General features: G+C 66.2%; 24 protein-coding genes. 3 read left to right on the forward strand and 21 right to left on the reverse strand.

Going from position 1 to position 23,106, the window contains the following annotated elements; translation table 11 throughout:
• Positions 1–16: 16 nt before the first annotated feature.
• Complete coding sequence (locus tag G6N32_RS18650; protein ID WP_115320854.1) at positions 17–1,753, forward strand: GAF domain-containing sensor histidine kinase; 1,737 nt, start codon at positions 17–19, stop codon at positions 1,751–1,753.
• A 26-nt stretch (positions 1,754–1,779) separates the two neighbouring features.
• Here G6N32_RS18650 and G6N32_RS18655 read toward each other — a convergent pair whose 3' ends face one another.
• The 12 genes from G6N32_RS18655 to G6N32_RS18710 all read right to left on the reverse strand — a co-directional run bounded on the left by G6N32_RS18655 (position 1,780) and on the right by G6N32_RS18710 (position 11,954).
• On the reverse strand, positions 1,780–2,661 hold the full coding sequence (locus tag G6N32_RS18655) for a universal stress protein (protein WP_115321398.1): 882 nt from the start codon (positions 2,659–2,661) through the stop codon (positions 1,780–1,782).
• Between the two features lie 20 nt (positions 2,662–2,681).
• Entirely contained in the window at positions 2,682–3,671 is a 990-nt protein-coding gene (locus tag G6N32_RS18660) for an Acg family FMN-binding oxidoreductase (protein ID WP_115320855.1), read from the reverse strand.
• An 83-nt stretch (positions 3,672–3,754) separates the two neighbouring features.
• Complete coding sequence (locus tag G6N32_RS18665; RefSeq protein ID WP_115320856.1) at positions 3,755–4,492, reverse strand: SDR family NAD(P)-dependent oxidoreductase; 738 nt, start codon at positions 4,490–4,492, stop codon at positions 3,755–3,757.
• Positions 4,489–4,947 carry a nuclear transport factor 2 family protein gene (locus G6N32_RS18670; RefSeq protein ID WP_115320857.1) on the reverse strand — a complete coding sequence of 153 codons (459 nt, stop codon included), beginning with the start codon at positions 4,945–4,947 and terminating at the stop codon, positions 4,489–4,491. Before G6N32_RS18670 ends, G6N32_RS18665 begins: the two co-directional genes overlap by 4 nt.
• A gap of 2 nt (positions 4,948–4,949) precedes the next feature.
• Positions 4,950–5,153, reverse strand: a complete 204-nt coding sequence (locus G6N32_RS18675; RefSeq protein ID WP_115320858.1) for a (2Fe-2S)-binding protein — start codon at positions 5,151–5,153, stop codon at positions 4,950–4,952.
• Positions 5,154–5,163: 10 nt separating this feature from the next.
• Entirely contained in the window at positions 5,164–5,757 is a 594-nt protein-coding gene (locus G6N32_RS18680; protein WP_115321400.1) for a fatty-acid--CoA ligase, read from the reverse strand.
• A 53-nt stretch (positions 5,758–5,810) separates the two neighbouring features.
• Positions 5,811–6,113, reverse strand: a complete 303-nt coding sequence (locus tag G6N32_RS18685; RefSeq protein WP_115320859.1) for a hypothetical protein — start codon at positions 6,111–6,113, stop codon at positions 5,811–5,813.
• Positions 6,114–6,129: 16 nt separating this feature from the next.
• Entirely contained in the window at positions 6,130–7,626 is a 1,497-nt protein-coding gene (locus G6N32_RS18690; RefSeq protein WP_115320860.1) for a class I adenylate-forming enzyme family protein, read from the reverse strand.
• Between the two features lie 25 nt (positions 7,627–7,651).
• Entirely contained in the window at positions 7,652–8,344 is a 693-nt protein-coding gene (locus tag G6N32_RS18695; protein WP_232077168.1) for an Rv1363c family protein, read from the reverse strand.
• Positions 8,341–9,054, reverse strand: a complete 714-nt coding sequence (locus G6N32_RS18700) for an Rv1363c family protein (RefSeq protein WP_147292052.1) — start codon at positions 9,052–9,054, stop codon at positions 8,341–8,343. The genes G6N32_RS18695 and G6N32_RS18700 overlap by 4 nt, the downstream gene beginning before the upstream one ends.
• A gap of 252 nt (positions 9,055–9,306) precedes the next feature.
• A complete protein-coding gene (locus G6N32_RS18705; RefSeq protein WP_115321404.1) occupies positions 9,307–10,764 on the reverse strand; it encodes a FadD3 family acyl-CoA ligase in 1,458 nt (485 codons plus the stop codon).
• A complete protein-coding gene (locus G6N32_RS18710; RefSeq protein WP_102808676.1) occupies positions 10,764–11,954 on the reverse strand; it encodes an amidohydrolase family protein in 1,191 nt (396 codons plus the stop codon). The genes G6N32_RS18705 and G6N32_RS18710 overlap by 1 nt, the downstream gene beginning before the upstream one ends.
• A 118-nt stretch (positions 11,955–12,072) precedes the next feature.
• Here G6N32_RS18710 and G6N32_RS18715 point away from each other — a divergent pair, with 118 nt between their 5' ends.
• A complete protein-coding gene (locus G6N32_RS18715; protein WP_115320862.1) occupies positions 12,073–12,507 on the forward strand; it encodes a nuclear transport factor 2 family protein in 435 nt (144 codons plus the stop codon).
• Complete coding sequence (locus G6N32_RS18720) at positions 12,504–13,091, forward strand: TetR/AcrR family transcriptional regulator (protein WP_115320863.1); 588 nt, start codon at positions 12,504–12,506, stop codon at positions 13,089–13,091. The genes G6N32_RS18715 and G6N32_RS18720 overlap by 4 nt, the downstream gene beginning before the upstream one ends.
• 2 nt (positions 13,092–13,093) lie before the next feature.
• Here the strand turns inward: G6N32_RS18720 and G6N32_RS18725 are convergent, their stop codons facing one another.
• Genes G6N32_RS18725 through G6N32_RS18765 form a run of 9 tightly spaced genes read right to left on the reverse strand, consistent with a single transcriptional unit; the run spans position 13,094 to position 23,074 of the window.
• A complete protein-coding gene (locus tag G6N32_RS18725) occupies positions 13,094–15,493 on the reverse strand; it encodes a CaiB/BaiF CoA transferase family protein (protein ID WP_115320864.1) in 2,400 nt (799 codons plus the stop codon).
• Positions 15,494–15,495: 2 nt separating this feature from the next.
• Positions 15,496–16,497: an enoyl-CoA hydratase/isomerase family protein gene (locus G6N32_RS18730; protein ID WP_115320865.1), complete on the reverse strand. Its 1,002-nt coding sequence runs from the start codon at positions 16,495–16,497 to the stop codon at positions 15,496–15,498.
• Entirely contained in the window at positions 16,490–17,638 is a 1,149-nt protein-coding gene (locus G6N32_RS18735) for a M24 family metallopeptidase (protein WP_115320866.1), read from the reverse strand. Before G6N32_RS18735 ends, G6N32_RS18730 begins: the two co-directional genes overlap by 8 nt.
• Complete coding sequence (locus tag G6N32_RS18740; protein WP_115320867.1) at positions 17,628–18,899, reverse strand: M24 family metallopeptidase; 1,272 nt, start codon at positions 18,897–18,899, stop codon at positions 17,628–17,630. The genes G6N32_RS18735 and G6N32_RS18740 overlap by 11 nt, the downstream gene beginning before the upstream one ends.
• Complete coding sequence (locus tag G6N32_RS18745) at positions 18,896–20,062, reverse strand: amidohydrolase family protein (RefSeq protein WP_115320868.1); 1,167 nt, start codon at positions 20,060–20,062, stop codon at positions 18,896–18,898. The genes G6N32_RS18740 and G6N32_RS18745 overlap by 4 nt, the downstream gene beginning before the upstream one ends.
• Before the next feature lie 37 nt (positions 20,063–20,099).
• Positions 20,100–21,338, reverse strand: a complete 1,239-nt coding sequence (locus G6N32_RS18750) for a cytochrome P450 (protein ID WP_115320869.1) — start codon at positions 21,336–21,338, stop codon at positions 20,100–20,102.
• 3 nt (positions 21,339–21,341) lie between these two features.
• Positions 21,342–21,536 (reverse strand): ferredoxin, encoded by a 195-nt coding sequence (locus tag G6N32_RS18755; protein ID WP_115320870.1) that lies wholly within the window; start codon positions 21,534–21,536, stop codon positions 21,342–21,344.
• A 7-nt stretch (positions 21,537–21,543) separates the two neighbouring features.
• The gene (locus G6N32_RS18760) at positions 21,544–22,212 is read right to left on the reverse strand and encodes a TetR/AcrR family transcriptional regulator (RefSeq protein ID WP_115320871.1); all 669 of its coding nucleotides are present in this window, start codon (positions 22,210–22,212) and stop codon (positions 21,544–21,546) included.
• A gap of 46 nt (positions 22,213–22,258) precedes the next feature.
• Positions 22,259–23,074: an SDR family NAD(P)-dependent oxidoreductase gene (locus G6N32_RS18765; RefSeq protein WP_115320872.1), complete on the reverse strand. Its 816-nt coding sequence runs from the start codon at positions 23,072–23,074 to the stop codon at positions 22,259–22,261.
• Positions 23,075–23,106: the final 32 nt, after the last annotated feature.

Raw genomic sequence — 23,106 nt, forward strand, 5'->3', positions numbered from 1 at the left:
GCCTTCTGGTGGCAACATGAGGGTTGTGACCGACAGTGTCGGACCAAACGGGAATCGCAAGGCGGCGTCGCCGTTGCGTGACACATTGTCAGGTCTTCGCCTACGCGAGCTACTTGTCGAGGTCCAGGACCGGGTAGAGCAGATCGTCGAGGGACGCGACCGGCTCGACGGGCTGGTCGAGGCGATGCTGGTGGTGACCTCGGGTCTGGAATTGGACGTCACGCTCAAGACCATCGTGCACACGGCGATCGACCTTGTCGACGCCCGCTACGGGGCACTGGGTGTACGCGGCCACGACCATGAGCTCGTCGAGTTCATCTACGAGGGCATCGACGCCGAAACCCATGAACTGATCGGCCCGCTGCCCTCCGGTCGCGGCGTCCTCGGCCACCTGATCGACGAGCCGAAACCGATCCGGCTCGACAACATCACCCAGCATCCGGCGTCGGTGGGCTTCCCGCCGAATCACCCGCCGATGCGCACCTTCCTCGGCGTTCCGGTGCGCATCCGCGACGAGGTGTACGGCAACCTGTACCTCACCGACAAGGCGGACGGGCAGCCGTTCAGCGAGGACGACGAGGTCCTGGTGGAGGCATTGGCCGCCGCGGCGGGGATCGCGATCGACAACGCCCGCCTCTACGAGCAGTCCCGCACGCGGCAGTCCTGGATCGAGGCGACCCGCGACATCGGCACCGAACTGCTGGGTGGCGCGGACCCGGCCCAGGTGTTCCGGCTCATCGCCGACGAGGCGCTCAAACTCACGGCGGCGGACGTGGTACTCGTCGCGGTGCCCAGCGATATTCAGCTGCCCGTCGACCAGGTCGAGGAACTGTTGGTCGTGGAGACGGCGGGCAAGGTCGGCCAACCAGGATCGTTACCGCCAATCACCGTGCGGGACAGCGTCATCGGCCACGCCTTCGCCGCACAGGCACCGCAGCGGTTCACCGACATCAGCGACGAACTGTCCGCGATACCCGGGATCGGCCCGGCGCTGGTGCTGCCGTTGCGAACCACCGACACCGTCGCCGGGGTGGTGGTGATCCTGCGGCGCCTCGGCAGGCAGACGTTCAGCCACGAACAGCTCGACATGATGGCGGGGTTCGCCGACCAGGCCACGCTGGCCTGGCAGTTGGCCTCGACCCAGCGCCATCTGCGCGAGTTGGACGTGCTCTCCGACCGCGACCGAATCGCCCGCGACCTGCACGACCACGTCATCCAGCGGTTGTTCGCGATCGGACTTTCCCTGCAGGGCACGATTCCGCGCAGCCGACTGCCCGAAGTGCGCCAGCGGCTGACGAACAGCGTCGACGACCTGCAGGAGGTCATTCAGGAGATCCGCACCGCGATCTTCGACCTGCACGGCGGGTCGGTGGGCACCACCACACAGCTGCGGCAGCGCCTCGACGACGCTGTCAATGGGTTCGCCGGTTCGGGGCCGCGGATCGCCATTCAGTACGTCGGGCCGCTGTCGGTGGTCGAAGCGGGGCTGGCCGACCACGCCGAGGCGGTGGTTCGCGAAGCGGTCAGCAACGCGGTGCGCCACGCCGACGCCCAGTCACTCAGCGTCACCGTTCGGGTGGAGGACGAGCTGGCGATCGAGGTGGCCGACGACGGTCGCGGCATGCCGGCCGAGGTCAACCCCAGCGGGCTGATCAACCTCCGCCGCCGAGCGTACGAGGTCGGCGGAGACTTCACCGTCGACAACGCCGAAGGCGGCGGTACGGTACTGCGCTGGAGCGCACCGCTGCCGTAAGGCGTTGCGTTCTGCGGTGTTTGGGGCTAGCCGCTGCGTGCGACGATCACCGGCTGCCGAGATCCGTGCACCACCGCGGTGCTGACCGACCCCAGCAGCATCCCGGCGAATCCGCCACGTCCGTGGCTGCCGAGGACTGTCAGCTGAGCCGACTCCGACTGCTCGATGAGCTGTTGCGCGGGCCGGTCTGCCACCACCAGCCGGTGCACCACAACATCGGGGTAGCGCTCCTGCCAGCCGGCCAACCGCTCGGCCAGTGTCTCCTCGGCGATCGATCGCAGCGCCGACCAGTCCAGCCCGGGGAATTCGAACACCCCGGTGTCACTCCAGGCGTGCACGGCGACCAGTTCCACTCCTCGCAACGAGGCTTGCTCGAACGCGATTTCCAGCGCCTTCTCCGAGGCCGGTGAACCGTCCACGCCGACGACCACCGGGGCCTTCGACGGGCGCGCCGTCAACGTGTCTTCGTCGTGGATGATCGCCACCGGGCAGTGCGCATGGTGGACGAGGCCGGTGCTGACCGAGCCCAGCAGACTGCGGGCCAGCGCACCGCGACCCCGGCATCCGACCACGATCAGCTGGGCGTCCTTGGACAGGTCGGCCAGCGTCGGCACCGGCGAGCCACTCACGATCTCGGTGGTGACCTTCAGGTCCTTGGTGGCGGCCGCGACGGTCTCAGCCGCGCTCGCCAGGATCTCGCGAGCCGAATCCTCCTGCCACTGAAAGTAACCGCTCGGTACGGGCACCTCGGGGAAGGTCATCACCGCGGGTGAGCTCAGGACATGCACCAGGTGCACCTGTGCGCCCCGCAACGCTGCGTCGCGTGCCGCCCAGTCGACGGCGACCTTCGACTCCGGGGATCCGTCGACACCGACGATGATGTCGTATTTCGTTGCAGAAGTTGACATTTCATATTCCTTCCGGGTTGTCACGCCACGCGACTGTCGAGCCCGCCGACCACTTCCGAGAATGGCCGGCGAGGGGTGGCAGGCAGCGGGTCGGCGTTCACCGCCGCCCAGCCGATGCGCACCAACATCTGCGGGTAACCGCTTGTGCCGAAGACGTCTTCGCGCACCGCTTCTCGTGTTTCGCCGATCTCCAGCGGCTCGGTAACCGGGCAGGTCGCCAGTCCCATGGCGGTCGCCGACAGCAGCACCAGGCTGGTCGCCTCGCCGGCGCGCAAGCGGGCCAGGTCGTCGTCGGTCTCGGTGCCCAGCGCGAGCAGGATGCCGTTGTCCTCAGCGGCAGGCGTTTCCGACGGCTGCGCCAGGATCGGGCCCGCGAACACTCGGGCGGGCAGCGTCGCGTGCTGGTCGGGTGCGGGAGTGTTGTGGGCGGGAACTCCCGCCAGCGATCCGTACCGACCGCTCCACGCGCTGAGCTCACTGAGATAGTCGGCATCGGCGGCGTGCTGGGACACCGATCGGGCGACGATCTCGGTCAGATGCGGCAGCAGGTCCAACTTGCGCAGCATCACCCCAGCCCGTGCGGCGCGCGCACCCATCAGCGCGACATCACCACCGGGTACCGGCCATGAGCTGAACGTGCGCCGGTCTGTGCGACGCCGGGTGATCGCGGCTGCCAGCGTGACGTCGAGTTCACCGGCCGCGAGCGGCACGACCTCGATCGACGCCAGATGAGCACTGTCGGCCGGATCGGGGAAGCGGCGAATCTTGGCCTGCCACCCCAGCGCGGCCAGCGCGACGGTGCAATGGTGCAGAGCAGCACCGCAGCTGACCAGCATGTCGCGCCGGTCGGGATCGGTGTTCGGCAGGTGCCTGCTGGGGTCGGCGTACAGATGCAGGCTGCTGGGCCCGACCCGCCAGTGCCAGGGCTGCGAATTGTGCACCGACGGTGCCCGCATCGCCAGGCTCAGGACAGTCCGAATGGTATCGGGCTCGGGAAACTGCGCGCTCATACATCCACTGTCGCCGCGCCACCCAGGATCTGACAGGGGCGTAAGTCCCAAGCTGTGGGGACTTGAGTGGGCTGATCCCAGCGTCAGGGATGTCTGCTGGTCACTCCCCCGTCGACCACCAGGTGGGCGCCGGTGATGAACGACGCTTTCGGCGACATCAGGAACGCCACCGCCGCAGCGACCTCGTCGGGGTTTCCCAGCCTGCCGATGGGTGCGGCCGCCTCGAAGCCTTCGCGCACCTCGTCGACGTCGAGGGCGATCTGCAGCATCGGGGTGCGAATGAAGCCGGGGCACACCGCGTTGACCCGGATCCCTTCCGGACCCAGCTGAGCGGCCATCGATCGGGTCAGCCCCAGCAGGCCTGCCTTGGAGGCGCAGTAGGCGGGGATGAACGGGTTGGCGGTCAGCCCCTCGATGCTCGAGATGCCGACGATCGCCGGAGCGGCGCCGGCGCGGGCGGCTTCCTGCAGGTGTGGCAGCAGCAGTTGCGACAGGATCGCCTGGGCGCGCAGGTTGACGTCGAGCACCGCGTCCCACGATTCCTCGGTGAAGGCGCCCACCGGTTCGGGAATGACCCGCCCGGCGGCGTGCACCAGTCCGTCGATCCCGTCCATCGCGGTCGCCGCAGCGTCGACGGCAGCGCTCATCGCGTCGCCGTCGCAGACGTCGATCACGCTGTGGGGCATGCCGAGTCCGTCGGCCACCTCCGCCACCGCCGGGGCGATGTCCCACAACGCGACTCGGCGTCCGTCGGCGATCAGCGCCTCTGCGCACGCCCGCCCGATCCCCGACGCGGCTCCGGTAACGATGACACCACTCATGTCTCGGCCTCCTCGGTCAACTCCGCTCGCCTGCGCGGACTCGGCGGATTGTCGAACCAGAGGTTCTCCTCACGCAGCTGCCTGCTGCGCCATCCGCTGTCGGTGCGGACCATAACGTGGTGGTAGTAACCGCCGCACGCACTTGTCTCAGTTGCGCCCGGCAGCAGCATCGGGTTGTAGAACATCGCCCGCACCGTTGCAGTGTCACCGTCGATAGCGGCCTCGATGTTGGTGACGAGGTGCTGCGTCATCGGCATCACCGTCAGCGAGCGCTCCAGCCACGAACAGACCTCGTCGCGGCCCGCCGCCGGCCCACCGACGGAGCTGTAGTCGAGACAGGCGTCGTCGGTGAACAGGGACCGCAGCAGATCCCAGTCACGGGTGTCGACCGCCCGGGCGTAGCGGTGCAACACCGCGGCGATCTCGAGTTCGTCGCTGATGCGCTGCACATCCATCGTCACCCCTTGGGTAGGAAGCCGTTGTGGCGCTTGTGTTCAGCCGAATCGGCCGCATCGATGATGGCGCGAACCGTGCGCCGGCATCGGCCGCATTCGGCGCCCGCTCCGCATGCCGTCGCGACCTGTTTGGTGGTCGTAGCGCCCGCCTCGACGGCTTCGGCCACCACCTGGCTCGTGACACCGTTGCAAAGGCAGACGAACATCGATCGGCTCTCAGCCGTTCTCGTCCAGCCGCATGATGTGCTGCAGCCTGCCGACGAAGACCGGTGGGTAGGCCCCGACTCCGGTGTGGCCCATCCACTCCGCGGCCACGTCGGGATGATTCACCCAGTCGGAGGCGTCGGCCTCGTCGTCGAGTTCTTGCAGGATCATCACTTCGTGGTCGTCGTCGAAGGCCCTGAAGATACGGACGGCACGCACTCCGGCGGCCTCAAATCGAGGCAGTCCCTGGTGAACTCGCCCGATCATGGCGGATACGTCATCGACCGCGGCGATCGCCCCGACGATCACCCCCGGCGGGGTCTCCTCGGACGGCTCGACCAGCGTCACCTTGTCCACCGTCTCGCCGGCGAAGATGGCCGGGATGTCGTCGAGGCCGACAGCGTCGAACCAGTTGAGGAACACCCGCGAACGCAGCACCTCGAGGATGGGTTCCTTGCTCCGCAGCGAGATGGTGACCATGACGCGACCGTGCTCGCGCGTCGAGGTGTAGACCAACACGTAGTGCGCGCCGAGATCGGCGAGCGCGGACCGGCTGCGGCGCAGCACCGGCCAGACCCGGCTGGGATCCGGAACCCGGTAGTCCATAGCCAGCACGAGCGTGTGGGTTTCGACCTCCGCCGCGCCGTTCACGCCGACCCCTAGTCGCTGGCCGGCAGCGGTTTAGCGGTCTTCTGCTCCAGCGGTGTGGTGCCCACACTGAGGCTGCCGGCGCCGGCCTTGGTGACCAGGAGTTCGGCGCCGTCGGAGTCGACGTAGCGCTTGCCCATCACAGTGCCGCCGGAGAAGTCCGGATCCAGTTGCGCGCCTTCGGTTTTCTCGCCATCCAGCGGGATCATCGGAACGCCGCCGGCCCGCAGGTCGTCCAGGCTATCCGATGAGCGCACGACGATCACCTGGGTGTCGCATACCTGGCTCTGAAGTCGGGTACCGGTCTTGATCATGGCTGTCCTCCTGGGATCACGGGGTGGCGGTCGGCGACTTGAGCTCGTCGGCAAGCTGGCGGCGCAGCACTTTGCCGGTCGGTGTGGTGGGCAATTCGTGGCGGAACACCACCCGGTCCGGGGTTCGTGACCCACGCAGCTGGGTGCGAACGTGTGCGCGCAGGTCTTCAGGATCCGGGGTGATGTCGGCGACCGGCACGACGACGGCGACCATGATCTGGCCCCATTCGTCATCCTCGACGCCGACGACGGCCACATCGCGCACGTGAGGGTGTTCGACGAGGACGTCCTCCACCTCGGCAGGAGCGATGTTCTCCCCGCCGCGGATGATGGTGTCGTCGGAGCGTCCGCCGATGAACAGGTAACCGTCGGCATCGAGGTAGGCGACGTCCTTGGTGGGGAACCAGCCTTCGGCGTCGAGCACCGAGCCGATCTCGGCGTAGCGGCCAGACACCTGATCACCGCGGACGTACAGTTCGCCGACCTCCTCCGGCCCCAGGACAGTGCCGTCGTCGGCGCGGATCTGCACCTCGATCCCCGGCACAGGCTGGCCGACCGAGCCAAGACGCTTGCGCGCGGACTCCTCGACGGCCGCGTGCGCCGCCCGGTGGTCATCCGGGCTGAGAACGGCGATGGTGGAACTGGTTTCGGTCAACCCATAGGCGTTGACGAAGCCCACCGCGGGTAGCAGTTCGAGCGCCTTACGCACCAGGGGCAGGGCGACCTTGGAGCCGCCGTACGCCAGGGACCGAAGCGACGGCAACGGTGTGGGGTTGGCCTCCAACTCGGTGATGATGCGATCGAGCATGGTCGGCACCACGGTGGCGCTGGTGACCGCCTCGGCGGAGGCCAGCCGGATCCACTCACGCGCGTCGAACTTGCGCAGGTACACCATCTTTCGACCGGCGTAGAGATTCGACAGCGCCGCACTGACGCCCGCGATGTGGTACGGCGGCACACAGATCAGTGCGGCATCACCGGGCTCGGCGGACGAAAACTCGACAGTGCCGGTCACATAGCTGGTGAGGTTGTTGTGCGACAGCTCAACTGCTTTGGGCCGTGACGTGGTCCCGGAGGTGAACAACACCACGGCGACGTCGTCGGGGTCCGGGAACTCGGCGACCGGCTCGGCCGTCGCTGCTGCGGCCAGGAACTCCCGCGACTCGATTCGCGCGGCACCCAAACCGGCCACCACGTCGGCGTACTCGGCGTCGAAGACGATCAACGGGTCGGGTAGCCGGTCGATGAGTTCGGCCAGCGCCTCGGCCGACAGGCGATAGTTCAGCGGCGTGAACGCCCGTGCGGCACGCGCCGAGGCGAAGATGAGCAGCGGCAGCATGACTCCGCCGAGGCCGACATAGACCACGCTGCCGGCACCGCGGGAGTCGATGACGCCCGCCCCACCGTCGGCGAGCGTGTTCAGCTCGCCCACGGTGAGTCGCTGGTCGTCGCTGACCACTCCGACGCGCTCGGCATCAGAGGCGGCCATCTCCAACAACAGTGCCACGCTCATCGATCGGTCCTCCTGTTCAGCTGGCCTAGATGGGGTTGAATTCGGAAATCAACCAGTGGCCGTCGGTCTTCGTCAGCTTCACCATGACGCTGCTGGTCGCCAGGGCCGGATCGGGCCGATCCTTGCTGGTGGTCACCTGATTGACGAAGACCAGCACCGTCGCGTCGCCGGGATGCATCTCCGAGAGCGCCGCCCGCGCGACGGTCGCCTCCGTCTTGACGCCCTTCTGCTTGGCCGCAGGCGCGACGATCTGATCGGTGAATTGGCTGTAGTACTTGAGGAATTCGCCCGTGAGGTGCGACTTGGCGTTGGCCAGGTCCTTGTCGAGGCTGTCCGGGGAGTACGACAGCAAGGCCACCGTGCCGTCGCGGGCGGCGTTGATCGCCTGCTGCTGAGCAGCAGAATTGGTCTGCTGGTCCGGCCGGTACAGCCACCAGTAGACGCCGCCGGCGGCACCCGCCGATGCAACCAGCAACACCACCAGCAGGATTGCCGCCCAGTTGCTGGCGGCCCAACTCAATGGACCGCGCCGCCTGCTCGACGCCGGAGTATCGGACTCGGTCGCGATGTCGTCACCCTCGGCGGTGGTCTCCGCGTCGAGTTCCGTTGCGGTCGAGTCCTCGTCGACGACGGCTACATCGGTGTTGTTCTCGCCCTCGACGGGCTCGTTGGCCGTCTTGTCGCCCTCAACGGGCTCGGTGGTCTTATCACTGCTCATGGCACGAACTCCACATTCGACATCTTGTATTGGGCACCATCACGCGCGACTGTCACGCTCATCCGCCAGGCGCGCGGATCTTGATGTGCTCCATTGGCATTGGTAACGGTCGAAGAGGCAGCCAGCAGCACCACGCCGGTGTCGCCGCTCTCCTTCTCCAACGCGGCGGATTTGACCGTGCCGACGGTCACCGCTTTGGACTGCTCGGCGGTCTTGACGAAATCCTCTGCACCCCTGGTGAAATCGTCCTTGAACGTGCCCGTGGACAAGTCGAGGACGTGCTGGACGTCGGCCTTGGCCCGGTTGTAGTCGATGGACAGCAGGGCTATCACGCCCTCGCGCGCCGCGGCCACCAGCTCGGCTTGATGCGCCCGTTGGGCGACGACCCTCTGGTGCTCGACGAGCATCAGGCCGGTCACCACCATTGATGCGATGGCGAGGATCGTGACCACCGCGACCGCGACCGCGACGGCACCGATGCGCGCCCACCACCCGCGGGGCTCGAGTTCGCCGTCTTCGGCGCCCTCGGCGCCCTCGGCGTCGGCGTCGGCGGGATCCTCATCCGCGGAATCGGGTTCCACTCCTCGCAAGCGCGCCGCGGTGGCCTTGGCGCGCGCCGCCTCGGCTCGGGCTTCGGCCTCGGCCGCCTCGGCCTCGGCGAGCTCGGCCAGCGCTTCGGAGACCGCCTCCTCGTTGACGTCAGCCGCCATGGCACCCACACATGTCTTTGCGGTCCGGCACGCGGCGCGCTACAGCAGATATGCGTCGCATGTCGGACTCCTCTCTGGACCAAACATCCCGCCAGCGTACGGGCGAGCACTGTGCCGTCCGCCACACGTACGACCGACGCGCGATAACAGGTGAGAATGACATTATCATCAGGCGGTAAGTTCATTCGACGAGCCGGTGCCAGCAGCGCCAATAACTGCCACTCTTGGTGCGGAAATGACGTTTCCGCCTATTCAGCGCAGCTGGTCTTTCATCACCTTGCCTGTGGCGTTCAGCGGCAGGCTGTCGACGATTACGACCGACCGGGGCACCTTGAAACCTGCCATCCGGTCTCGGCTCCAGGCCATCAGATCGTCCTCCGACAGCCGAGCATCCCCCTTCAGTACGACGAACGCCTTGCCGACCTGACCGAGCCGCTCGTCGGGCACACCGATCACCGCCGCCTGCTCTACAGCGGGGTGTTCCATCAGGAAGCCCTCGATCTCGGCCGGGTAGGCGTTGAAACCGCCGACGATGAACATGTCCTTCTTGCGCCCGACGATCTTCAGGCGTCCCGACTCGGTGAAGCTGCCGAGGTCTCCGGTGTGCAGCCAGCCGTCGGCGTCGATGGCCTCAGCCGTGGCCGCCGGATCGTCGAAGTAACCCTGCATGACGCTGTAGCCCCGGACCAGCACTTCGCCGTCGTCGGCGATGCGCACCTCGACGCCATCGCACGGCACGCCTGCTGTGGTGGCGACGTCGTCGAACGAGTCCCCCGGCCGGGACAGCGTCGCGGTGCCGGCCTCGGTGAGCCCGTAGCCGGTGGCCAGTGTGCGGAACGGCAGTTCCTCGTGCACCCGGCGGATGAGTTCCACCGGAATGTCGGCGGCACCGGTCACCCCGGCCCGCAGCGTGGCGAGCTTGCTCTTGTCCGGCACCGCCAGCAGCGAGTGATACAGCGTCGGCGGCCCCGGCAGCATCGTGATCTTCTCTGCCGCGATCAGCTCGACTACGCGGTCGACGTCGAAGACCGGGACCGGCAGCATCGTTGCGCCGCGGATGAAGGTGGCGATGCAGCCGGCTTTGTATCCGAAGGTGTGGAAGAACGGATTGACGATCAGGTAGCGATCGCCTCGGCGCAGGTCCGCCAGGTCGCACCACTCGGTGTACATCCGGAGGTTCTGCAGATGATTCATCATCACACCTTTGGGCCGGCCGGTGGTCCCCGAGGTGTAGATGATGTCGGCGATGTCGGTTCCGCTGACCTCCCGCTGCAGGGGTTGGCCCTCTTCGAGGAAGCCGGACGTGAGGTCGATTGCCGGCACACCGGCCGGGACGGTGAAATCCTGTCCCAGGAAACCTTTTTCGACCAGGACCGCCTTGGCGCCGCTGCGGGTGATGATGTCGGCGGCTTCGGCCTGTTTATAGCGAGTGCTGACCGGCACGACGATGCCGCCTGCGGTCAGCACCCCGAAGGCTGCGATCATCCAGTGCGCGGAGTTGGGCGCCCAGATCGCGACCCGGTCGCCCTTCTCGACGCCCAGGTTCGCGAACGCGCCTGCCGCACACCGCACCCGGTGCGCGACCTCGGCGAAGGACAACCGCAGCGGACCGTCGACGACTGCCTCCGAGTCGCCGAATCGGTCCGCCGCGCTCAAGACCATCTCAGGGATGGTCTGCCAGTCGGGCTCGATGGGACGGCCCGCTCGAATCACACGGTGACGAGGCGGGACAGGTTGCCGCCCATGATCTTTGCCTGATCGTCGGCCTTCAGATGCTGAAGGGCCTCGATGTAGTAGGTCGGCTCGGCCAGCCCTTCAGGGTGCGGCCAGTCCGAGCCGTAGAGCACTTGATCCACTCCGACGAGGTTGACCAGATCGTCGATGCCGTCTTCGAAGAACGGGCTGACATGGATGCGGCTCTTGACCATCTCGACCGGATCGCTCGGGAAAGCCTCCGGGGCCTTGCGGAAGACCTCGGCCAAACCGTCGAGCAGCGGGGTCATCCACTTGGAGCCGGCCTCGACGATCGCGACCTTCAGCTTCGGATGGCGGTATAGCGCACCGTGAATCACCCACGACCCCACCGAGTCCTGGATCGGGCGCCACTCGTTGAGGATGCCCATCGCATTGGTCTGGAACGGCAGCATCTCGGCGCTGGCACCGTCCCATTCGGAGGTGTACCGGGAGTAGCCACTGTCGCTGGAGTGCATGCCGACCAGCAGGTCGTACTCGACGACGCGCTCCCAGAACGGGTCGAACTCGGGCAACGCGAACGACCGTGGCCCACGGAATCCGGGAACCGGCGCCGGGCGAACCAGGATGCAGCGGGCGCCCCGCTTGACCACCCACTCGAGCTCCTCGATCGCTTTCTCAACGATCGGCAGCGTGATGACGGGCGTGGTGAAGATGCGGTTCTGGTAGTTGAACCCCCACACCTCGTCGAGCCACTGGTTGAGCGAGTGGACCAGGACGTGGATGGCCACTGGGTCATCGGAGAGCCGCTCCTCCAGCAGGCTGGCCAGGGTCGGGAACATCAGGGTCTTGTCCAGACCGAGCTCGTTCATCACCTCGAGGCGCGGGCCGGGCTCGAAGAACGCGGGGATGGCGCGCATCGGCTCACCGAACAGTTCGCGCTTGGTCTTACCGTCCGGGTTGCCGTACTTGAAGTACTCCTCCCACGCGCCCGGCCGGGCGACGACCTCGAAGGTCGGGTTGGGAATGTAATTGCTGATCTGACCGCGCAGCGCAATCTTGGTGCGGCCGTTGACCTGCACGTACTGGACGTAGTCCTTGTATTCCTTCGGCAGGAACTTGGTCAGCGCCTCCGGCGGCTCGTAGAGATGGTTGTCCGCGTCGAAGATCGGAAACGGCACGTCCACCCGGTGCGACAGTTGACCCATGAAATCCTCCTTATGCAGTTGAAGAGAATCCTATTCTCATGAGTGCGGTCAAGGCAATACGTCCCCCTCCCCAGCCACCGTCGTTGCCTGATTTCTTACAAACTAGTAAGTTGGCACCATGACAGTGATCAGCCCGGCCGCGATTTCCGATCCCCCCACAGTGAAGGACTTCTGCCGAAGGTGGGCCACCGCATGGAACGATCACGACGGCGACGCCGTCGCCGCGCTGTGCGCCGAAGACCTGGTCTACGACGAACCGGCGCTGGGCCAGACGGTGTATGGGCGCGAGCCGATCAAGAACTTCGTGACCGAGATGGCACGCACCTTCCCCGACAACACCTTCGCGCTCGAGGGCTTGTTCGCCGACGTCTCCCGGCGCGCCGTGCTGGTGGCGTGGAAGTTCACCGGCACGGTCGCCCGTACCGGCGCCGTCGTCGAGTTTCACGGCGATGATCGGCTGGAATTCAACGAGGACGGCTTGATCACGACCTACCGGTGCCTCTACGACAACGAACTGGTCAAGCGCCAGATCCGGGGTACCGAACGACGATGAGCCAATCTCCGGCTCCTCGGGTGTACAAGCCGGCGGCGGTTCGCCGCGGCGAAATCATCGCCGCGGCCGCGATCGAGTTCGCCGAAACTGGTTTGGCTGGAACACGATTGGAGGCGATCGCGGCGCGTGCGGAGGTCTCTCATCCGCGCATCGTGCAGATGTTCGGCTCGAAGCGGGAACTCTTCTTGGAAGTCGTCACCTGGGTGTTCGATCGCGTCAGTGAAGCGTTCGTGTCGACCGCCACGGCCCACCAGGCGAACTCCGGTCCGGCCCTCGTCGCGCTCGGCGATGCCTACCGCCGCCTGCTGCAGAGAGACCGCACCGTCGCGCTGGTGCTGCTGCATGCGTATGCCGCGGCGGGCGACCCCGTTGTGCGCGACGAGGTGGCGGCCCGCTATCTGACACTGCAGCAGACCATCACGGACCTCACCGGCGCCGACGCCATGGGCGTCCGGACCTTCGTCGCAACCGGGCTTCTGGTCACTGTGTCCAGCGCATTGGCGCTACCCGGAAAACGCACCGACGCGCAGTGGGGCGGTTGGCTGCTGGAATTGGTCACACCGGTCGTCACTGGCCGGCACTAGCCTCAGCCCGGCGGTGCCGAGCCGATCACTCCAGCTGCCATCAGTTCCTCGATGTCACTGTCGGACAAGCCGAGTTCGACCAGCAGCTCGTGATTGTGCTGGCCGAGCAGCGGCGCGGGCGCGATGTGGATCGGCGGTGTTCGGCGGGACAGTCGGAACGGCATCGTGGTGAACCTCGCCGGCGCATTCACCGGGTGATCGAGCACCTCGAAGAACTCGCGGGCGGCAAGCTGCTCGAGTTCGGTCTGTCGATGCGGCTGGATGACCTTGGCCACCGGGACGCCGGCCGGCCACAGCCCGGCGACGATCTCGTCCCCGGTGCGGTCCCGGCACCACGCACCGAGGTGCCGGTCGACGACGTCCTCGTGGGCGCGCCGGCCACTCTCGGTATCGAGTTCGGCGTCGGCGGCCCAGCCCGGGTCACCGAGTGCGCTGCGCAACGCCTGCCACTGCTCGTCGGTCTCGACGGCGATCGCCACCCAGGAGTCGTCCCGGCCGAACTCGTCGATCTCGTTGCTGCGGTACAGGTTCTGCGGTGATGCTGTCGGTCCCCGATTGCCGGCGCGCTGGAGCACCGCGCCGTACGCGGTGTACTCGACGATCTGTTCAGCGGCGATGTTGAGGGCCGCATCCACCATCGCGGCCTCCACCAGTGCTCCCTTGCCGGTGCGCCGGCGATGTTCGAGGGCGAGCAGCACCGCGTTCAGCGCATGCACACCGGCGTTGGGATCGCCGAGGGAATACGGTTCGTACGGATTGCGGTCCGGGTAGCCGGTGAGCCAGCTGATACCGGCGGCGGCCTCGATCACGTACGCGAACGCCGGATTGTCCCGCCATGGACCGTCCAGCCCGAAACCCGGCATCCGGCACATCACGATATCCGGCTGTATGCGTTGTAACGCACCGTAATCCAGTCCGAGCTGATCGAGTACCCGCGGCGTGTAGTTCTCGGCGACCACGTCGGCGGTGGCGATCAGCCGGAGCAGCAGCTCTCGGCCGCGTTCAGTGCCCAGGTCGAGGGTGATGTCCTTCTTACTGGTGTTCAGCGCCGCAAAAATCGGCTGTCTCTCCCACCAGTGGGCTTCGGTGACCGGCACCCCGGCGATCATCCGGGTGCCGTCGGGGCGGCGCGCGGACTCGACGTGGATCACCTCGGCACCCAGCAGCGCCATCAGGTGGGTGGCCGACGGCCCGGCCCAGAACGTGGTGAGATCCACCACGCGAATCCCGCTGAGTGGCAATCGATCCTGAGCAGTACCAGGCTCCCGGGGGGTGCGCGGCGTCTGGCGATGCCGGTCGGTGTGCTCGCCGAGTCGCGGGGCCGGCGACGGCGGGCGCAACTCGACGCCGGTGATCCGGTAGGGATGGCCGGGCTGGCGGAAGCCGGCCGGGTGGGTGACGAACGTCTTCCTAGCGACGAAATGCTCCAGCGACTCGACGGTGTCGGGGGTGGCGACCGGCGCGTTGGGGATCCGGAATGCCGTGGCCAGCTCGCGCACCTCGTCACCGGTGTGTACGGCCATCCAGGCGTAGAGCTCGTCGGCTTTCTCGCCGGCCTGCTCGGTGATGCTCACGGGCGCGTTCTCGTCGATCCACTCCTCGTGGCCGGTCATCGCGCACAGATCAAACCACTGCTGAGCGGTGCCACATCCGACGTCGACCAAGCCGTCCTTGACTCGGGCGACGCCTGGGACGGTCAACTTGCGGGCATCGCGCCAGGGCCGCCCGAGCATGTCGAAGTAGGTCACCGGGTAGTACGTCAGACCCATGACGTGACTTTCCAGCATGGACAGATCGATGAGTTCACCGGCGCCGCCGGCCACCACCCGCATTCGGGACGCCAGGATCGCCGCACTGGCATACGCCCCGGACAGGTAGTCGCCGACCCGGCCGCCGACGTAGACCGGTGCACGGTCCGGCGCGCCGCGTCCCAGCCCGACGATGCCGCCGGACCACGCCTGCAGCGTGAATTCGGTTGCGGGCCGGTCACTCCACGGACCGTCGAGACCGAATGGTGTGATCGCGACGACGATCAGGTGCGGATGGGCGGCGTGCATGGCGGCGGGCGCCAGCGCCGGATGCTCGGCCAGCGGTGAACCCGGTGACCAGACCACGGCGTCGGCGCCGGCCAGCAGGTCGCCCACCCACCGCAGATCCTCGTCGAGGTCCGGGTCGGCGACTGCGCTGTGCTTACCACCAGCCAGAAAGCTGAACAGCGCGCCATCCTCGTTCGGCCCGATCTGCGAACCCGAGGCCGACCATCGCCTCAGCGGATCACCTTCGGGTGCCTCGACTTTGATGACGTCGGCACCGGCGTCGGCGAGCAATTTGGTGCAGTACCCGCCGGGGATACCGGTGGACAGGTCGACCACGACAAAGCCGGTCAGTGGCGAGTCGGTCATCGCTACTTCTTCTTCTTTTTCGTCTTCTTGGTCTCGGTCTTCTCGGCCTTGGCTTTCGCGCGTCCGGACTTCGACAGCCGCCACTGCGGTGGGAACTTGCTGTCGTTGTCCTTCACCGCGCCGGCGAGTCCCGAGTCGAGTCCCGCGTGCATGTCGAACTCGTCCTCGTCGCGCGCGGCCGCGCCACCCAGCGACTCGAAGGTGCTACCGAGCAGACTGCCCAGGTACTCGCCCTGGAACTGCTTGAACACCTCGAAGAACATCTTCTGCTGAAAAACTGTGTCGGTGGGCCGGTTTCGCGCGCAGGCCAGTGCGTACCGACTGACCTCGTCTTCGAGTTCCTCCCGCGCCACCACGCTATTGAGGAAGTTGCACTCGTACATCTCGGCTGCGGTGAACGGCCGGCCGGTGTAGACCATCTCCTGGAACTTGCGGATGCCCATCATCTGCGTCCACCACCACATCCGGGGGCCCCAGCCGTAATAGCGGAACGACGGATGGCCGAACAGTGCATCGTCGCTGGAGATCACCAGGTCGGCGTCGGCGGCCTGGTAGAAGTGCCAGCCGTAGCAGTACCCCTTGACCTCGAGGATCGAGATCTTCTTGAAGTCCTGCAGTGTCCGGATACCCGACTGCGGGCTGGCGTACCACGCGCCGATCGAGGCGCCACGGCGGTACGTCCCCTGCGGCGGATACGTCACTGCACCAGGCGGAATCCGGAACTCGCCGAGCCGTGGGCCGGTGTCCTCGTCGTTCTGCAACTCCATGAACTCGGGGAGGTCGGCACCGCTGCCGAGATCCTCCCCCGCGCCCCGGATGACGACGACCTTTACCTGATCGTCGACACCGGCCTGATACAACAGGTCCGAATATCGCAGGCGCGCAGCGGCGGTCGGCGCATTGAGGTACTCGGGCCGGTTGAAGGTGATCGTGGCGATCTTGGTCTTCGGGTCCTTGTCGTAGAGGATGATCTCCTCGGCCGACGGGCGTCCGGCTTTAGCCATTGCTCGTACCGACGCTCGCCGCGGCGCTCCACGCCGGACTAGACGTCAGTACCTCGCACCCGTCAGTGGTGATCAACACAGCGTCTCGGGTGATGACCGAGCCGACCGACTCCTCCCAGACGTGGGCGGTGATGGCGAGCACCATTCCCGCCTCCAGCAGTTCGGCATCGGCAGTGGCCCGTAGCTGTGGCGAGACGACTGGCGGGTCGAACCCCAGGCCGAGGCCGTGCGCCACCGGCGTGACCGGCAGTTGCTCACCGGCGCGGGCGTAGGCATCCAACAGCGCGCTGGTGGCGTTGCCCGGTCGGCAAGCCGCGATCAGGCTGTCCCACAGAGAATCCCGGCGCCGGTAGAGCCCGCGCATAGCATCGGTGGGTTCGCCGACCGGGAGCGTGCGGGCCACTTCGGCGACATATCCGTCGGCCAGCACCCCGGCTGACAACACCACCAGGTCACCCTCGCGGATCACCCCGCCGCCCTCGGCGCGGCGCCACGGACTCTCCTTTGACGTCACCCACGCGGCATCCTGGGTTGCCGGGGTACTCACCCCACCGGCGGCTTCCGCCTCCAACACCGCAGCGGTGATGAATTTCGCGGTGGTCCCCGGACCGAGCGCCGTCACACCCGCGGCCAGACCCTCCTCGGCGATCGCCAACGCGTGACGCAATGCCTGCACTTCCTGGGGAGTCTTGATCCGGCGGGCAGCCTGCATGGCCTGCTCGGCGTCAACCAACTCCGCGTTCGGGAACGCCATCGGCAGGAGCTTGGCGAAAGTCGGCGTCAGGGCGTCGGTTCCCACTCGCCGTGCGGTAGCGGCGCCGTTGATGTTCTTCAGGATCTCGACCAATGTCATGGGATTCCATGCGAACCCATACAGATTCTCGTGCGGGATTTCCTCGGGTATGCCCTCATCCCACGTGCTGTTGAGGTGGATCTCGCCGGTGGCACGCACGAATTCACAGATCGGTCCGAACGGGCGGGTGCCCACTACCCACAACTGGGGGGCACCGGAGATGTAGCGAACATTGGCCTGACGGCCCAGCACCAGCACGTCCAGGTCGTGGGCCTCCATCTGGGCCAAGGCACGCTCGCGACGGCTGAGCCGCAGAGCCCGGGTATCGGCCTCGATCTCAATTCCCATTGGGCACCTCATACGGGTCGTATGGATAGGCGGTCAGCGGCATCCAGCCACCATCGGTGACGACGACAATCTCCTCGCCCCGATAGCCGCCGGTGCCGTCTTCCCACACCACGGGCTCGAACACCAGCAACATGCCGGCCGGAAAGACGAAGTTGTCGTCCCACTCCTGACCGAGGTCCGTTCCGATCATCGGCATTTCGGCCGCACTCGTTCCGATCCCATGACCCAAATAGAAGTGCGGCAGCCACGGTTTCTCCCCGCCCGCGGCGGCGATCGCCGCGCGCCCGAGATCACCACAGGTGGCGCCGGCCTTGGTCACCGAGAGCACCTCGTCGACAACCCGGCTCCATTTCTCGAATTGCTGCTGCTGCACCGGTGTCGGTTCCTGACCGACGATCCAGGTACGCCCATGATCAGAGCAGTAGCCGTGGTAGGCGATGGACACGTCAGTCCACAACACGTCGCCTTGCGCCAGCTCGCGCTCGGTGGTCAACAGCGGCAGGGCAAGATCGCCGGTGGTGGTCCAGGTTCCCTGGGTCGCCTTCGACGTGGGCATGACCTGCCATATCGAGTCGAACATGTTCGTAGTCGCGCCGAGTTCGAAAGTGCGACGGACGAATTCAGCAGACAGATCAATCTGACGAGCACCGGGCACCAGCGACTTCTGTATCTCGGCGACGGCCAGTTCGGTGATCTGACAGGCTCGCCGGATGCAGGCGATCTGGTCGATGGTCTTCACCAGTTTCGCCGCACCGACCGTCGGGGCGGCGTCCACCGGCGGGGTGGGGAACAGCGCCGTGCCGGCTCGTCGCATCGCCCCGGTCAACTCATCGGTCGCCACCGAAGCGCCCGGCGGGACAAGTGTGGCCAGGATATCCGCGAATTCCGCTACACCTTCGTCGAATTCGAGGTACACCGGCCCGTGCAGATGGTCATCGGGCAGGCCGGATTCCACCGCCGCGTCCTCCTGGAACGGCAGGAACAGGTGCGGGTACTCGTCGTCGGCCAGGATCACCGCCACCGGCCGCTCCACGTGCGACAACCCGGCGTCGGCCAGCGGCCAGCTGATTCCGGTGCCGTACATGACATTACTGTTGCCCAGGAGCACCAGGGCGTCCACGCCCTGATCGGCCATCGCGGCATGCAGACGGGCGGCGACTTCGCTGCGCATCCTGGCGAAGTCGGGCTCCTGCGGAATATCCAGCCATGTGTACCCGGTCCGGGCGATCTGGGTGACGCCGGAATGGGTGGATGTCGTCACTGGACGCCCAGGAAATTCTTGATGTTGGAGCTACAGATCTTGGCCGCGTTCTCCGGGCCCACTGCCTCGACCACGGTCGCCAGCGACTTCTCCGAGTAACCGAAGGTCGATTCGTTGTGCGGGTAGTCCGACGACCACATCACGTTGTCCACGCCGATCTTGTCGATCAGCTCCAAGCCGAGCGGGTCCACCATGAACGAGGCGCACATGTGGTTGTCCCAGTAGTACCGAGGATCGTGGGACAACTCGTGGTTGAACATGTGCCGGTAGGACGCGAGCATGTGCTGCGCATCCTGCAGTGCGGTGGGCACCCAGGCGATTCCGCCCTCGAACCAGCCGACCTTCAGCTTCGGGTGCCGGTCGAGGATTCCGGAGAAGACGTACTTGGCAAACTGTTCGCGGAACGAGTCGACATTGACCATCATTCCGACGACGACGCTGTTGTTCTCGCACGGCGTCTTCGGCGGCGTCTCTCCGATGTGGTGCGTGACGGGTACGCCGGAGTCTTCGATCTCGTCCCAGACCGCGTCCATCGACGCGGCGCCGTAGTCGTAGATGTTGCCGTCGTCATCCTTGCCCGGATTGAGCGGCAGCAGAAAAGTCTTGAGCCCGAGAGCTTTCAGCTCTGCGAGGTTCTGGCGGGTGCCCTTCGGGTCCCACCAGTTGATCAGGCCGACACCATAGAAATGCCCCTTGGACTGCTCTTGCAGTTCGGCCATCACCTCGTTGTAGACACGGAACACCCGCTCCCGCAACGCCTTATCCGGGTAGTGGAACAATGCGAGAACGGCGTTGGGGAATGCCAACTCCTTGTCGATACCGTCCTCAGCGAGTTCGCGGACGCGGGCAGCCATGTCGTTGGTCGACGCCCCGGCCAGATCGTCGTATTGCATGAGTACCCGGCCGAAGTCACCGCCGGTCCACGCCTTGCCCTTCATGCCGACCATGTAGGCGCCGTCCTCATACCAGATCCGCGGGGCCTGACCTTTGAGGTCCTCGGGGAACTTCTCGTAAAAGATATCCTGGGCCACCGAGATGTGGTTGTCCGCCGAGAAAACCTCGGTGCCGGCGGGCAATCCGAAGTCACCTGTGGCGTGGCCCTGACGATTCTTGGGCGCGCCGAAACCTTCCGGCGGGTAGAGCGTGGCAGTCAACGTCGACATCGTGGACACTCCAATCGATTAGGGCTGAGGGGGCTTGTCACCAAGTAACGGGAAGCTCGTAAACGCCATAGGCAAGGCGGTCTTCCGCGAACGGCACCTCGTCGAACGGGATCGCCAGCTTCATCTCGGGGATCCGGCGCAACACGGTCGGAAACACGATCTGCATCTCGGCACGGGCCAGTTGCTGGCCGACGCACTGGTGCCGGCCGTAGCCGAAACCCAACTGCTGGCTGGCATCACGGGTCAGGTCGAGCGTGCCGGGATCGGGGTACATCGCGGGATCCCAGTTCGCCGGGGCGAGATCGAGAATGACACCTTCATTGGCCTTGATGGTCTCGCCGCCGATCTCGATGTCCTCGAGGGCCACCCGGCGCTGACCGGTCTGAATGATCGACAGGAAGCGCATCAGTTCCTCTACCGCGTTCGCGACGAACTTCGGGTCGTCGGAATCACGCAGCAGCGCAGCCTGTTCCGGGTTCACCAGCAGGGCACACAGACCGAGCCCGATCATGTTGGCGGTGGTCTCGTGACCCGCGATCAGCAGGCCGGTACCCAGCTGGGCGGCCTCCTTCACACTGATCTCGCCCGCGGAGACCCGTTCGGCGAGATCGGAAATGGCGTCCTCAGCGGGCTCTTGCTGTTTTTTCTCCACCAGGTTGATCAGATACTGGTGCAGGCTCATCGCACCCTTCTGCATGGCGTCGGCGGCGGCGTTGCGGGCCAACCCGGCGTTGGCGTGTTCCTGAAAGAACTCGTGGTCCTCGTAGGGCACGCCGAGCATGTCGCTGATCACCCGGGTCGGCACCGGCAAGGCGAGCTTCTTGATCATGTCGACGGGCTTGGGCCCGGCCAGGATGTCGTCGATGCACTCGTCGGTGACCTGCTGGATCACACTGCGCAGCGTCTCCACCCGCCGGAACGTGAACGGCTTGGACAACATCCGCCGGAAGCGCGTGTGTTCCTCGGCGTCGGAGGTGAAGACCGAACGAGGCCGCTTGTTCACGGTAGCGAGCATGTGCGCGTTCCAGTGCGGGAAGCCATCGATCCGGTCGTCGACACTGATCCGTGGGTCCGCGAACAGCGTGCGGACCGCCTCATATCCGGTGACCAGCCACGGCGTGCTGCCGTCCCAGATCCGCACCCGCGACAGGGGTTTGGTCTCGTTCATCTTGAGCATCGGGGATGGCGGCGCGAACGGGCATCCGGCCTCGCGCTCCATCGGGTACTCAGGGGCGGTTGCCGCGTCGGTCGCCTCAGACGTCAATGTGTCCGACATGCCTCACTCCTCGACGTAGATGGCCTGCGCGGGACAAGCCGCGGCCGCCCGGCGCGCGTTGTCCTGCTGATCTGCAGGCGGGTTGGTTTCGAGCAGCACAACGACACCGTCGGAGTCACGCTGATCGAAGACCTCGGCCGCGTTGAGCACGCATTGACCGGAGGAAACGCACTTGTTCTGGTCGACGGTGACGTTCATCGTGGTACTAGCCTTGTCGTGTCACAGGAGCCAGCCACAGTCCGACGATCGCATCGACGAGTCCGGAAGCGGCTGTGCGCCAATTGGTCAGAGGCAGTGGCGAATCCTCGGCAAGAGCCCGCTCGTATTCCGCGCAGGTGTGCATCAACAGGTTGCGCGCCATGATGTTGCGTTCCATCCGCACATGGCCCGGCACCTCCGGCAGGCACCGGTTGATGCCCTCCACCACCGTGATCAGAGCGGGCAATGCCAGCGCGTCACGGGTGACGGTCTTCTGGTAGGCCGGGTCGGCCATCACCTGCGCGGCGAACCGGGCATACCAGGTGGGGTTGCCCAACTCGGTCAGGTGATCGGTCAACGGCAGCACCAGGCATTCGACCCAGTCGCGCAGGCCGATTCCGGTGCCGGGCATCGCGGCGATCCGCTCTTCACGCAGCTTCTCCACCGGAACGGCGTGCTTGTGTTCGATCGCGCGGACCAGGTCGGTCTTGGTACCGAAGTGGTAGCCGACGGCCGCATTGTTGCCCTGCCCGGCGGCCTCGCTGACCTGACGGTTGGAGACCGCGAAGACGCCGTGCTCGGCGAAGAGCCGCTCGGCGGCGGTGAGGATCGCTTCACGGGTGAGGCTTGCCCGATCGGTGCGGGTGCCCCCCGAAGAGGTGGTGGCGGTGGTCATCGCACGTCAGTCAACGCCGTGATCGTGATTAAGTCAAGCGATTGATTTAAGAATCTGCCGGCTTTTTCTTCTTCGGCACCGGCTTGCCCGCCGCGGTTCCCCCGTCGACCGGCAAAACGGTGCCGGTGACGTACCGCGAGCGGTCGCCTGCGAAGTACAGGATCGCTTCGGCCACGTCCTCGGCAGTTCCCTCCCGCTCCAGTGGCCGGTCGGCGCGCATGGTGGCGCGAATGCCCGCTTCGAACTTCGCCACCTGCTCGGGATCCATGCCGTGCGCGGACTTCGACACAATGGCCGTCCGAATGTGGCCGGGCGCAAGGCAGTTCACCCGGATCTCGTAGTTGGCCAATTCGATCGCGGCACACTTGGTGAAATGGATGACCGCGGCCTTCGACGCGCGATAGGTCATCACACCCCCGCCGGCCTGGATTCCGCCGATCGAGGTCAGGTTGATGATGGAGCCGCCACGCTCGGTCATCCGCCGGGCAGCATCCCGGGTCCCGGCCATCACGGCTTTGAGGTTGACCGCCATCACCCGTTCGAAGTCGTCGAGGTGATCGTCGAGAAAACTCCGGTGCATCTTTCCGGAGATCCCGGCGTTGTTCACCATCACGTCGAGGCCGCCGAACTCCTCGGCCGCAGTGTCGATCAGGCGGGTGAGCTGCTCGGTGTCGGCCACATCGGTCGGCAGGAACAGCGCTTTGGCGCCGTGCGCGTCGGCCAGGGCGCGCCCCTGTTCGGCGTCGATGTCGCCGAACGCGACGGCGGCACCCTCGGCCAGAAATCGCTCGACAATGGCAGCCCCGAGGCCCGACGCACCGCCGGTGACCACCGCGATCTTGCCTGCCAATTCGTTGCCCATGACAGCCCAATCCCTCTCGTCGGCACGCCGAT

The organism is Mycolicibacterium aichiense, assembly GCF_010726245.1.
GTDB lineage: Bacteria > Actinomycetota > Actinomycetes > Mycobacteriales > Mycobacteriaceae > Mycobacterium > Mycobacterium aichiense.